The sequence below is a fragment of the Flavitalea sp. genome (genome assembly GCF_035489435.1).
Taxonomy (GTDB): Bacteria; Bacteroidota; Bacteroidia; order Chitinophagales; family Chitinophagaceae; genus DATHKG01.
This window is the reverse complement of record NZ_DATHKG010000165.1, coordinates 125,526-138,695: the sequence shown is the minus strand read 5'-3', so window position 1 is coordinate 138,695 and position 13,170 is coordinate 125,526. Positions and strand designations below refer to the sequence as shown.

The window sequence follows — 13,170 nt, the reverse complement described above, 5'->3', positions numbered from 1 at the left end:
TGTTTTGTTGGCAAGGTGAAATTCAGCATTCAAAAGTAATACTTTAGGATAAGATCATCCTTCTGGTACATTAACTGTGTGTTATGTTGTGAACGCCTACTTTCCCATCCATTTTTTAAACAAAGTCACCTTCTCCCTGCTTACAGTCACTTCCTTATCGTGGCCAGGCTTTAAAGACAAAATCAGGCGATGCCCAAAGTAATCATCGATTTTGTCAACACTTTCAATACTAACAAAAAATGAACGACTGATCCGGAAGAATTTATTGGGATCGAGCATATCTTCCAATTCATCCATAGTGTAATCAACAACGAATTTTTTATTATCCTGGGTTCTGAAGAAGTTTAACCTTCCATCACTATAGAAATAAGAAATATCCTCAACATCAATACTCATTAACTTTTGAGCATGCTTAACCAGGAATCTTTTCCGGTAATCTTTTAACTGCAGCTTTTGCTGAAGCTCCCTGATAAGATTTTCCACCTGTAAATTTCCTGGTAGCCTGGCTTCCCCTTCATATGCCTTTTTAACAGACCGGAACTTAGCCAGGGCCGCTGACAATTCTTCTTTTTGTACCGGTTTTAAAAGATAATCGATGCTGTTAACTTTAAATGCTTTCAATACATATTCATCATATGAGGTTGTGAAAATAACCGGTGCTTTCAATTCCACCATTTTAAAAATTTCAAAACTCTCGCCATCTGCCAGTTCAATATCCATCAGGATCAGGTCGGGTTCGAGATTTTGTTCCAGCCATTGCACGGTAGATTCAATGCTATCGCTGATGCCTACTACCGTGCAGGTTTCATCAACTTCTGAAAGTGTTTTGAGCAATTTTTTTACAGCCAGGTCTTCGTCTTCTACAATTAATATGTTCATAAAATTTTCCTTTAGTTTTTAATCAAATAATAATATCATGAAAATTTGCTCAAAATTTATTTTTATCCCATAGAATACCCCGGTCTTAGTTTCACAACGAAACAGCAGGGTTGTTTATTAATATTTTAAAAATCCACAGGAACATCCCGGTTTACTATTGAATTGTCCCAGACCAGTGGCAATACAACCATAAAATTCCGTTCACCTTCAACTACCTGGAAGCCGGGTTGCTGCATCAATTTATATTTATGCCTGATATTGTTTAATCCAATACTCGTTGATCTTTCTTTTTTGATTTTAGGTTGCAGGTTATTGTTCACCACCAGCTGGTTTCCTGATGTAGTGAAAATTTCGAGTTTTAATGGATGCTGGCGACTAGCCACATTATGCTTTACCGCATTTTCTACCAGCAACTGGAGACTAAAAGATGGTAACAGGTAATTATGGTATTTTTTATCGATCTCCAGCTGCATATGCAAAGCATCACCATGCCGGGTTTTCAGCAATTGATAATAACTGCTGATGAACTTTATTTCGTTAGCCAGGGTTGCCACTCCTCCAACATTTGTTCGCAACAGGTAACGATAAACCTTACTCAATTCGTCGAGAAAAATCTCAGCCTCCTGTTTGTTTTCAAACATCAGGGATGAAAGCGTATTGAAACAATTAAATAAAAAATGAGGATTTACCTGGCTCTTCAAATTCTCGAATTCCTGCATCACATTCATATGCTCAAGCAGTTCCTTTTCTGCAAGATTTTCTTTGTATTTATCAATACTATAAAAAACTTCACATAGAGTTATATATATAAGATTTACTGAAATACCAAGTATCAATCCAAGCCGTCTATCCTGTCTTGAATTGCGATAACCAATAATTGCGAAATAATCATAAATAAAAAAGATGATGAACAGCGAAAAAGTTACTGCCAACGCAGACAATCCCATTAAGATCAGAACCCTGGTAGCAGTCTGGTTAAGCGCGGGGAACCTGGCCTGGATTTTGTCCAGGCACCAGATCTGCAACAGCCAGGTAAGGAATCCCAAAAAACAGATAAAAGGAAATGAAAATAACCAGATTCGCCAATCCGTATACAAACGCTCATCGTAAAGTATGTAATTGAGTAACCATGCTACAAATGGCATGGCAATAATGAATCCTATCAGCCTGAGAGAAACCCGTTTTTCCATTTTCATGTTGCTAACTTTACTTTGCTATGAGTGGCAAAAGGATATTTCTTTCCGTTCCCGATTCCCTGATGGTGATCACACTGTTGTTCAGCAATAAATATTTTTTTATAAGATTGTCCAACCCCTCCTCTTCATCTGCCTTATCACTGCGTTTTTTCGCATTTATAGTATGCCTGATTAGTAATTGACCTTCTTCACAGCTAACATAGATGGATAATGGGGCAGTTCTGCTGGTTGTGTTATTATAAATAATGTTTTCAAGGATCACCTGCAGTGTCAATGGCGGTAATAAAAGTTCACCATTTGCTGCATCGGTTTCAATATGGGTTTCCACTGCATCACCAAACCTTTCCCGTATCAGGTAGAGGTAGGAATTGGCAAACTTCAATTCCTCCTTTAACTCGGTCAATTGATCGTCATCACTTCTCAACATATACCAGTGAACCCTTGTCATTTCATTCAGAAAATGTTCCGCTGCATAAACATCTTCATGGATAAGACTGGATAAACTATTAAAACAATTGAACAAAAAATGGGGCTTAACCTGTCCTTTGAGCCCTAAGAGTTTGGTTTTTTGATAAGCGTTTTTTAATTGTTCGGTTTCAATAACCGATGCTTTCCATTTGTCCCAACCCGCCGCGGCTTCGTTCACAAAAGTGAGAACGGTACTGGCAAAGCAACCGAAAAGGGTGACCCACCATTCCATGTTCCGGTTTGGTTCACAACCTGCCGGCTGAAGCCATTCATTTACCGAATACAGGCCCTGCATTACGCATATGTTCAGCAAATAAAACAATGGAAGCATAATGCCAATACGCCTGAAAAAATTCCCATCTTCGGGGTATCTTTTTTTAACGACAAAAGCTACCAGTCCAAAAGCACTGTAAACTGACGCGAAATAGAAAATACCCAAGGCACTGATCTTTGTGAAAGCAATAAGATCCTGGGCAAAACATCCTCCAAAAACCATCCCATTGATAATGACAGTATATGGAATCATTGCCCAAAGGAAAATTTTGCCCTCATGACTGCTATATCTTTTCTCCTTCATAAAATCATATTGAGCGGTTACACTTTCATTATCAGCAATACATAAGCTCCCGCTTCATCATTTTGAACATCCAGGGTTGCATTTATATTAGTTGCTCTTTTTTTCATTTCATTTATATTTTTAGACATAAGATGGGTGGATTTCAGCACTGCATTTTGAGTTGAATATATATTCAGAATGAGCGTTTTCCTGCCCCTGTCAAGCTGAACCACAGTATGTTCCGATCGCAGAATTTCCACGAGATTAGTAAGCGCCAGCTTGAATATTACCATCAGTTCGTGCCGCATGTTCATATCAAGCTTTGTATTTTTTATAGTCGGATCAATACGGACTTCAATGCTTGCCTGGTACCTGTTCCGGAACGACTCAAGATGTTCATGTATCCGGTTGATCGTTTTATTCATGTCGTCATTCAAGGGATCTATGCTCCACAACACATCCCCCATGGCAACAACCATGTTACGACTCTTTTGCTTGATATCGTAGATAAACCCTTTTGATTGCTCAGGATTTTCGTCAGCTTTAAATCCAGCGATTTCACTCAGCACATTTATATTTTGTAATGTTGTATTTACTTCCTCGTGAAGGTTGGCGGCAATGCCAGAGCGGATCTGTTGTTCGCGGTAAATGTTCTTTAGCCTTATCCTGTCTGCCCAGAATATCAGGGTGACCACTAAAAGAATCAGCATTGAATAAAACCACCAGGTTTGCCAGAAGGGAGAGAACACGCGTATTTTGAGTTCTGTAATCTCCCCCATTCTCCCATCGGCATCGCGGCAGGCGGTTTTAAAAACATAAGTGCCGGCATCCAGGTAATTAAAGGTCGCCTGTTTAGCATTTCCTGCCGATACCCAGTCTTTATCCAGGCCCTCCATGCGGTAAAAGATCTCGGTAATATTTTGAAAGGTGAGCGTGGACAGCTGGAGCGTTACTGAATGCTCATAATGCTGCAGATTTATCTGGGGCAAACTTTTAAGTGAATCATAGTTTAAAGTATTATTCATCACCGCGAAACCTGCAATCTGAACCCGGGGCGGAACATAGTCACTTACGGTGACCCGGGAAGGATCAAAAACTATCAATTCGTGATTGGTACCAACCGCAATCCGACCATCCTTTAATTTTACACTGCTCGCTACGCTGAATGAATTGGTAGGAATACCATCAAGCGCATCATACAGGCTTAGTTTTTTTTTGAAAGGATGATAACTTAAGATACCTGCAGCTGTAGTCATCCATACATATCCTGCCCTGTCTTTGACCAGGTTGGTAATATGTGGCAAAGGCAGACCAATTTTTTGACCAGGAGTGTAGTTGATGTCCTGGGTATGAACATTCAAAATTGCCAATCCATCTGCCGCGATCATAAAGAGCGAATCGTTATACCTGATAACATCTGCAGCACCGTTTATGCGCAGTGTTTTTCCTTTTGCACCAACGTCACCGTATCTCGCCACAATATTTCCATCTTCTGAATTAAGTTTATACACTCCATTTCTATCGGTACAAACCCAAACATAATTATCGTCATCAACATATATTCTACCGATGATCGCTTTAAGCCTATGTTGCAGAACAAAATTCCCTGTACCCGATTCCCATTTAACGATATTCCCACGATTTGTGCCTAACCAGATATTCCCTTTTTTATCCTGCTCGATCTGACGAATAGTGCTGTTTTCAAAAACAGCCGGATGTAGTTTCTTTGTTTTTCGCAAGGCTGCATAATAGATAAAGAGATGCCCATCCTGGATGCCTTTCCAGATATCACCATTCGAACGCTGAATCATGCACCAGGCCATACCTTCACCCAGGGGATTACTCCGGTCAGAATAGTCAGAAACCACGGGATTGAACGACTGGTCATAAGGGAATATTCCATTCCCCCAGGTACTCACCAGGAGCTTGCCATCTGCGGTTTCAAGAACGTCCGTTACATCCGAGGTGTAGGCAGAATCCCTGTCCGCCGTTCTGTTTGCCACAGATTTAAATAACTGGGCGCCCGGATTGAACCAAAACAGACCTTTATTGGTGCATACCCACATGTTTCTTTCCCGGTCTTCATAGAGGGAAAATATATAATCATATCTTATGCTGTACTCTTCAGAGGCATTGCTGAATACCGGTTCTATCTCCGTAACAGCAGCGTTTACTTTGGCAAAAATGTTTACACCCCCCATCCATAGTGAACCGTCAGAAAATTCAGTGATACCCTGCAGCTCAAAGTATCGTCCTTTCATGCCCCGGTTAACCGGAACGAACCATTCTGTTTCCTTGTTTTCCGGTGGCCAGTAACTCCTGATCTGCAACTTATTTTCGGGCCATGATGTAACCCAGAATCTGCCGGTTCGGTCTACCATTGCAAAAACAACTGTTCTTGCATATTCGAAATGGTGAATGACCGGATCCTCTTCACTATTATGTCCACGGTAAGACAACTGTTGTTTTGTCCCGTTGTATTTTAATAATCCCGCGTGTGACCCTAACCAATAATTGCGACTTGAATCCTGCCATAGATAAAGCGGCTCCCAGCCCGCAGGGACCTGGAACGGATTATTGGTTGATGAAAAAGCGCTATCTTCTTCATCATAGGTAAGATATCCGAAGCCCACATAAATGAGGATAACGTTGTCATCCTTGTCGATATATAAGGCGGTCGCTGCCTGGCCCGCATTTCCGGGCACCTGCTTTATCTTAACCGCTTTATACCTGAAAGTATTCACATCAAAATATCCCACAGATACAGTTCCTGAAAGCACCCAGAGCCGGTTTTTTTTATCCAGTTTGATTCCCCTTATCCCTCCTTGTGGTAACGAAGTTTCATTGGCCGGATCCTGGTAAAAGTTCAGGAGACGTTGTCCATCATAACGCTGCAATGTATTGTGGGATGCTATCCAAATAAAACCCTTGTCATCCTGCTGAACAGCAATAATATTATCAGCCAGCAGCCCGTCTTTAATACCGAGATAAGTAAACAAATATTTCTGCGTTTGTGCCTGCGTGTTGGAGACTAAACAGCTTAATGAAATAATTAACAGAAATATTAAACGCAAGGTTTCAGTTTTATCATCCAAATGTAATGAACCTGCGCATTACATTTCCGTTGCGGCTTGCCTGCTTTCAACAATCCATACCCGTTTTTATTCAATTCATACACACTATAGGGCTGATAACTCCTTCAACCACTGGTCAGCGAATGGCTTTGCTACATCGTAAACCTCTTTGCCCGCCCTGAAAATCATTTTCCATTCGTCATTTTTACCTTCAAATACAGGATTTACAAATACTTTCTTATTGTATTTTTCTGTAAGCGCGGCATCAAAATCAACAGTTGCAGCTGTGGCAATATATTTCTCCAGGTAGGAACGAAGCTTTAAGCGGTAGTCGGTAGGATAACTCTTTTCCCAGCTTTTCAAACTTTCTTTGTACCTGTCGTCGTTCATCTTAATTTCGGAAAGTTTACCCTGGTACAAAATCTCAATAATTTTGCTGTCTGGTTTTTCAAAGTCTTTAATGGTTTTTTCAAATTCGGCAATGGATTTGCGGGCTGCTTTCTCCATGTCCGGAAATTTTTTGATCATATCTTCCGTATTTTCAATAGCTTTTTTCATACCATCAATCTGTTCCTTACGAATATCTTCTTTTGTAGTGGATTTTGCGACCGGGGCATAAGGCTTAACAGATTCACGTTCCTTTGCATATGCCGCTTTTACTGCAGCACTGTTGAGATACGTTTTCGTATAGGTGAGAAGATCCTTTGCCAGCATGGCTTTGTTGCCGGAAGTAATATTTTTAATATTTCTTACACCCCAATAGTCAAGATATCCATTCATAAAGCTGCTCTTAATTTTGTCTGAACCTTGTTGCTGACTGATGCCAAGCTGCTTCCACAAATCGTCAGCGGTCCTGGCAGCCCGATTGTAGGATGATAATGAGATGCCGGTAACAAAAAGCATGATACAAAGACTTGTCAATTTTAAAACTGAACGGTAGTTTTTTGAGAATTGTTGTTTCATAAAAAAGTGTGTTAAATAGTGATGAGTGAGGGGTTGTTTGTTGTATGTTAAAATATCAATTAAGAACTTTGAGTTAATTTGTTAGTATTGGGATTATTGTTTTAGGAATTCGACGCGTCTGTTTGCGGCTCTGCCTTCTTTGGTTTTGTTATCACCTGAAGGTTCCGATTCTCCTTTACCATCTGTATTGATACGCGATTCATCAATGCTGAAATCTTTTACCAATGCAGTTTTTATGGCAGCGGCCCTTTTTTTAGATAATGAAAGATTATCAGCATCACTACCGTCATTGTCGGTATGTCCAACAATTAGTATACTTAGCCCCGGGTTTTTGCTGAGTATATCCCCCATTTCTTTCAGCACTCCATTGCTCTCTGGTTTTATAATGGCAGTATTTACATCAAATAAAATCCCCGTTGTCGAAAATTTACCTTCATCAAGCAACTTATGCCGGACGTCCGGAACGCCTGCTGCTACTTTAATATTCGAAATATAAAATCCGAGTTCTTCTTCCTTATAGCTTGAAGAAAAGGTCCTGAAGAACATATTATTGAACAAAGCCGCTACGGGTAAAGCGCGTGGGAGATCAAACTTCTTTTCACCATTGAACCAAACCCGCAGGCGGCTTTCCTGCACCTGGATACAAACATGGGTAGACTTACCATAAAAGTTTTCCAGGTTAGAAAGTTGTTGTGTTTCTGACTGAAAATGCTTTTTTCCTGCATCAAAGCTTTCCATATAAGTTCCGGTAGTTCCACCTGAAGCAAGGCGAACATATATCTCAGCTGACTGGATTGACCGGTATGATTTCAGGAATTCATTATCAGCCGGATCTGCATCACCACTACTTAACAGTCCGAAAGAAAAATAGGGATAAGTATAGCCGGTGTTCTTCATATCAAGCAACAGGTCAAACTCCACCGTAAAGTTTTTGGTGAATGTTTGTTTATTACCTGGCAGGTAAACAGCTGTTGGAAACAATCGCAACCAATTCCCTGGCTGCTTTTCTATATTTACTAATTCAGCCTTGCCCTGGGTATTCCAGTGTAAAGGCAACTGGCCAATTTCGTCTCCGGTAAAATCATCAGCATAAACAATTTTATCTCCGGGAACGAAATCAAATTTAGAGTAACTTGTTATTGACTTGTCGCTTATACCTGCGGTTTGGGTTGAATTATTCGTAGCAGAATTTGAGTTGTTAGTGGAGGCTGGTTTTGGAGATTTACCCTCTGCAGCATCGAGGGCCTCGTCTATTTTTTTATCTATTTTCTGATCAGCACGTTGGGCTGCTTTATTCGTTACCTTATTATTTATTTTGTTGGCAAATCCTCCAAGCTGTGCAATGGCAGGCCTTACAGATAGGTATATACATACAGAAAGCAGGATTATTTTTTTCATTTGTAATATTTATGAATGCAAAGATTTGTTAGAACAAGATCAGTTGCAATGACGAGATACATCAGTTGGGACAAATTTGGATAGAACGGGGTAAAAAGAATTATGAATTATGAATTATGAGTTATGAAAAAATTTAAATTCCGGGTAAACCCCGGAGCCGGCAGGCTAAGTCTTAAAACAACCAACAATCATTTATTATGAAGCAAAACATCCTGATCGTTTTCACCTTCATTACTACGATCTTCATCGCTGTTTCCTGCAGTAATACACAAACCGATAAACAGGCAATAACAGAGATCCCGAAAGACAGCCTGGTAAAAAGAGGAGAATATCTTGTAGAAATTATGAGTTGTAATGATTGTCATACCCCCGTGAAGATGACACCACAAGGCCCGGCGAGGGACATGGACAGGATATTGTCAGGACACCCTGCAGAAATACCGGTATTTCATTTTGATACAACTTCTACAAAAGACTGGGTGCTTTTTAGTTTGAGTGGTACTGCGATGATTGGACCCTGGGGTGCTTCGTTTGCTGCTAATCTTACTTCCGATGAAACAGGTATAGGTTCCTGGACTGAAGAACAGTTCAGGAAAGCATTGACTGAAGGCAAGTTCAAAGGGCTTGATGGTACCCGGCCATTATTGCCGCCAATGCCCTGGGAGAACTATAAAAATATCAGGGAGGAAGACATCAAGGCAATATTTGTTTACCTGAAATCGATCAAACCAATAAAAAATACGGTTCCCATGCCAATTGCACCAAGGGACCTGCCTGCAAAGTAGAAATAAAATTAACAAGACAGTCCTGGCCTGATTTACATTGACAATCTGAGGATTTATTATCTTGAAAAAATATATATAATCAGGATATGTTGAATGAAGAACAATTGCGGTCAAGGGCTGAGACTTTTATGAAGATCCACCGGAGGAAGGCATATTTGTTGTTCCAAAAAACCCTGGATAACGCTTCAGTTAAAATAAAATAAGCCAAAATTTGAAGTAATTAAATTTTGACGTAATTAAATAATAATTTAAGGTATTGATTATCGTAATCTCTCTAATAAAATGATTCGAGCTGCATTTGAAAATTTAGACATAAAAAGTGGCATAATATTTATCTTAATTTGCTTACTTCAGTCTTGCCAAAAACAAGAAAGGACTTACACGTTAACATCTCTAGTTTAACTGATTCGCGGGAAGATCCATATGCATTGGATGATGGCGAACACTTCTATTTGCGATTTAACAGTAAGTCAATCCAAAAAAAGATTTTTATATACACATTCGTCTACCAGAAAGAGGGGTCAAAGAGCGCTATTGAACTTTCACAAGTGCTGAACATATTAAAAAAAGACTTTCAAATAAATTTAGGGATTATTGGAACGTACTACTTGCAAAAGTAGATGTCAAACGATAATTTGGTATTAGCGCATGTGCATTACCGGTATCTGCTGATCTGGAAAATGGATATGGTGACGATCCGGACATTTGTGCTGAAACGATAATACTTTCTGCAAAGATTGGATTAGCAGGTGGCTCCATTGACGATGCAACCGGGAAACTGGGTGATCCAATATATCCCTTCACGGAACTCTTACCTATTCAAACGAAGCAAAACCTTATGCGGATCTAAATCAGCTACTTAGTTAATTGCATTTGATAAAACCTTCGGCTTCCAGCAAATCAGAAAAAGTTCAAAATACCCGGATTTCATTTTTTGGGTCATTATTTGCTTGAGTTCCCGAAACTTAAGTCTAATTATGAGCTTAAAAAACCAATATGGGGAAAACGGCAAAGATATTGCAGCAATATTATGTTTAATTTGGGTACAGGCGGGTTTTCTTAGAAAAATACCCGATCGTATTTACCATCAAAAAGCCATTATTCAGACTGATATTAACAGTAAAATACATACATTTGATGCCAATCCAATTGTTACTGAATTCAACCCATTAATGGTTAGCCAGGCTATCTTTGCCTGAACACTCTATCGGTCGCCTCCTCCATTATCCTGAAAAATATAAAATTGATTATCAGCTTAATTTCCCGGATTTAAGCTTAAATCGGTTGAACTGGTTGTCCATTTCTTGAAAGTGGGACGATAGCCATTGACCTTAATAAAGCAGATATTTTAGACGAAATGGATTTTCAAAAGAGATATGAGTTCGAACCTAAATTTGATCTTTTAGGTAATGGTGTATTTTCGCGCATATACAAAGCTGAAGATGTTTTACTCCAAAGAACAGTGGCGTTGAAGTTTTTTACTGCTGAAGCTTCTGCAAAATATCAAATCTTAAGCAAAATACAAAAGGCAAGCAAACTGGAGCATCAAAATCTCTGTAAGATTTATGAGGTTGAATTATTGTCTACTAAAAACATTTTAGGTGAGTCGGAAAACGTTGTAGTGGCAGTAATGGAATATCTCGAAGCGGGAAATTTCGAAAACTATATCAAAACTCATCCAAATGACATAGACAAATTGTTTGTTGATATTTTGATGGGCCTCTCCTATTTACACAAACATGGTATCGTATATGGCGATTTAAGGCCACAGAATGTTCTGATCACTATTGAAGAGGACGGGCCGGTAGCCAAGATCATCGACTTTGGAATAACTAAACTTTCAGATCCGTCAAATCCCAGATCGGCTGCTGTAATGAGCACTATCGAATATATGCCCCCTGAACATTTCAATCCTAAACGATATGGAATGGGTGGGCTGATTACTTCCAATCTTGATCTATGGAGTTTTGGTCTGATGGTTTATGAGACCGTAACAAACAACAAGTTATTCGGAAGTGTAAGTACCGGCACAAGTGAAGGTGAAGTAATGTCTAATATACTTTACAAATTTCCCCTGGCACAGTTTAACCAGTTATCACGTAAGTATAAAGAAATCGTAAACAAGTGTATCGTTAAGGATGCATCTGAACGGGTTCAGAATGCAAATGAACTGATCAGAATTTTTGAAAAATACCCGGATGTAAAAGCAACTGTTGATAAAAAGCCTGTTGATAAAAAGGCTAACACCAACGGGCATTATATAAAACACGACTCAAACAAAAAAGAAGAAATTAAACCGATACAACCTGGTTATGAATCGGTTACCAATAAAAAGGTTTCCGAAGATAAATATGCTCCCGTCAACCGCAAAATTGTTGAAGAAAAACCTATTCCGGTTAACCGGCTTGATGTGGAAGACAGATCCGGTCTGAACAAACGAATTCCGTCTGAAGAGATGCCAATGGCCGGTAACAGGATAATCAGTGAGGAAAAACCATTGCCTGATACGGCTGCTACCAGTACGAGTATCGTGTCTCCCGAAAAGCCTGTTACCATCATCCGTATTGATCCGGAAGAGAAACCTGCTTCTATCGGGCGCTTTGGAGTGGAAGACAAACATGTTACCGGGCCCAAAGATTCAAGAAATTCAAATGAAGGTGCTTATGTTATCCCACCCAGGGAGGCTCGTAATGAAACGGAACGTGGTTTAGGTCCTGGGGACATTGTGCTCAAACCACCAGTCACAAGTGATATTGATCCCCCTTTGCCTGCCAAAGAGCCAATCAGAGATCCGGAAAGGCCCAGGCCCGTTATCCGACCCCCGCTTACCCCGCTAAACCGTCCATCAAACAAAAAAATACAAATACAAAAAAGAAAACGTAGAAAAATATTGTTGTTTGTCGGCCTGGGATTGGTTTTGATTGGTGGTTTTTTCTTCCTGGAGAAGTTTATTTTTCAACCTGTAAACAAGCCGAACAAGGCATCCCAGGTTTCTGCAGCAAATACATCATTTGAAACTCCCGAAATGATACTTGTAGACGGAGGATCTTATCTCATGGGAAGCAAGGCCAGTGATGCACAGGAGAATGAAAAACCGGCTCACAATGTAGTTCTTGGATCTTTCCTGATTGGGAAATATGAGGTAACTGTAAGAGAGTATTCCCATTTTATAACCGAGACCAGGTATCAGACTACTTCGGATTCGCTGGGTTTTAGCTGGATTTATAAACAAGGTCAGTGGGTAAAAGGGGAAAACGTTAACTGGACAAATGATATCTACGGTAAACTGATCGAAGTAAAAAATATGGACGCACCTGTTATTCATATAAGTTGGATAGATGCGATGAATTATTGCAAATGGCTTTCAAACGAAACCAAACTGGCTTTCAGATTACCGACAGAAGCTGAATGGGAATTTGCAGCCAGGGGAGGAAATAATTCAAAGGAATACAGGTTCAGCGGCAGCGATACCGTTAACCTGGTAAGTTGGTATGATGAAAATTCAAAACAGAACCTTGCTAAAGTTGGGCAAAAGTTACCCAATGAACTCGGAATTTACGATATGAGCGGAAATGTTATGGAATGGTGTTATGACTATTATAACGAACAGTTTTATTCAGTTGCAAAACCTGAAAACAGTTTTGGTCCGGATAGTGGTACAGAGAAGGTTGCCAGGGGAGGCTCCTGGTTTACACCGGATCTTATGTGCCGGTCCACATTCAGGATGGCCTACCCTGAAACAACACGTGGTGGAAATATTGGGTTCAGGATTTGCAGATCGATCCAATAAGCCAGGTAAAAATTATTATAAATGGCCCGTTACCCATAAAATTACCACAGTCTTAATTACT

10 protein-coding genes are annotated in these 13,170 nt (G+C 39.9%); 4 read left to right on the top strand and 6 right to left on the bottom strand.

The genetic code is table 11. The features are described from left to right. Positions 1-96 precede the first annotated feature (96 nt). The 6 genes from VK664_RS26310 to VK664_RS26285 form a co-directional block, all read right to left on the bottom strand. Positions 97-879, bottom strand: coding sequence for a LytR/AlgR family response regulator transcription factor (locus tag VK664_RS26310; RefSeq protein WP_461401703.1), 783 nt, complete (start codon positions 877-879; stop codon positions 97-99). Positions 880-1,004: 125 nt separating this feature from the next. Beyond that, entirely contained in the window at positions 1,005-2,075 is a 1,071-nt protein-coding gene (locus VK664_RS26305) for a sensor histidine kinase (RefSeq protein WP_461401702.1), read from the bottom strand. Positions 2,076-2,085: 10 nt separating this feature from the next. Beyond that, positions 2,086-3,120: a sensor histidine kinase gene (locus VK664_RS26300; RefSeq protein ID WP_461401701.1), complete on the bottom strand. Its 1,035-nt coding sequence runs from the start codon at positions 3,118-3,120 to the stop codon at positions 2,086-2,088. Positions 3,121-3,137: 17 nt separating this feature from the next. Further along, the gene (locus tag VK664_RS26295; protein WP_461401700.1) at positions 3,138-6,173 is read right to left on the bottom strand and encodes a ligand-binding sensor domain-containing protein; all 3,036 of its coding nucleotides are present in this window, start codon (positions 6,171-6,173) and stop codon (positions 3,138-3,140) included. Positions 6,174-6,278: 105 nt separating this feature from the next. Further along, positions 6,279-7,136 (bottom strand): hypothetical protein, encoded by an 858-nt coding sequence (locus VK664_RS26290; RefSeq protein ID WP_461401699.1) that lies wholly within the window; start codon positions 7,134-7,136, stop codon positions 6,279-6,281. Positions 7,137-7,229: 93 nt separating this feature from the next. Then, complete coding sequence (locus VK664_RS26285; RefSeq protein ID WP_461401698.1) at positions 7,230-8,534, bottom strand: OmpA family protein; 1,305 nt, start codon at positions 8,532-8,534, stop codon at positions 7,230-7,232. 197 nt (positions 8,535-8,731) lie between these two features. Here VK664_RS26285 and VK664_RS26280 point away from each other — a divergent pair, with 197 nt between their 5' ends. The 4 genes from VK664_RS26280 to VK664_RS26265 all read left to right on the top strand — a co-directional run bounded on the left by VK664_RS26280 (position 8,732) and on the right by VK664_RS26265 (position 13,109). Beyond that, positions 8,732-9,319: a diheme cytochrome c-553 gene (locus VK664_RS26280; RefSeq protein WP_461401697.1), complete on the top strand. Its 588-nt coding sequence runs from the start codon at positions 8,732-8,734 to the stop codon at positions 9,317-9,319. A 640-nt stretch (positions 9,320-9,959) separates the two neighbouring features. Beyond that, the gene (locus VK664_RS26275) at positions 9,960-10,169 is read left to right on the top strand and encodes an isocitrate lyase/phosphoenolpyruvate mutase family protein (protein WP_461401728.1); all 210 of its coding nucleotides are present in this window, start codon (positions 9,960-9,962) and stop codon (positions 10,167-10,169) included. A gap of 127 nt (positions 10,170-10,296) precedes the next feature. Further along, positions 10,297-10,518: a hypothetical protein gene (locus VK664_RS26270; RefSeq protein ID WP_461401696.1), complete on the top strand. Its 222-nt coding sequence runs from the start codon at positions 10,297-10,299 to the stop codon at positions 10,516-10,518. A gap of 158 nt (positions 10,519-10,676) precedes the next feature. Continuing rightward, a complete protein-coding gene (locus VK664_RS26265; protein WP_461401695.1) occupies positions 10,677-13,109 on the top strand; it encodes a bifunctional serine/threonine-protein kinase/formylglycine-generating enzyme family protein in 2,433 nt (810 codons plus the stop codon). Positions 13,110-13,170: the final 61 nt, after the last annotated feature.

What these genes read in the sequence shown, in the direction of transcription:
- VK664_RS26310 (WP_461401703.1), bottom strand. Translation starts at nt 879, where the DNA reads ATGAACATATTAATTGTAGAAGACGAAGACCTGGCTGTAAAAAAATTG.
- VK664_RS26305 (WP_461401702.1), bottom strand. Translation starts at nt 2,075, where the DNA reads ATGAAAATGGAAAAACGGGTTTCTCTCAGGCTGATAGGATTCATTATT.
- VK664_RS26300 (WP_461401701.1), bottom strand. Translation starts at nt 3,120, where the DNA reads ATGAAGGAGAAAAGATATAGCAGTCATGAGGGCAAAATTTTCCTTTGG.
- VK664_RS26290 (WP_461401699.1), bottom strand. Translation starts at nt 7,136, where the DNA reads ATGAAACAACAATTCTCAAAAAACTACCGTTCAGTTTTAAAATTGACA.
- VK664_RS26285 (WP_461401698.1), bottom strand. Translation starts at nt 8,534, where the DNA reads ATGAAAAAAATAATCCTGCTTTCTGTATGTATATACCTATCTGTAAGG.
- VK664_RS26280 (WP_461401697.1), top strand. Translation starts at nt 8,732, where the DNA reads ATGAAGCAAAACATCCTGATCGTTTTCACCTTCATTACTACGATCTTC.
- VK664_RS26270 (WP_461401696.1), top strand. Translation starts at nt 10,297, where the DNA reads ATGAGCTTAAAAAACCAATATGGGGAAAACGGCAAAGATATTGCAGCA.
- VK664_RS26265 (WP_461401695.1), top strand. Translation starts at nt 10,677, where the DNA reads ATGGATTTTCAAAAGAGATATGAGTTCGAACCTAAATTTGATCTTTTA.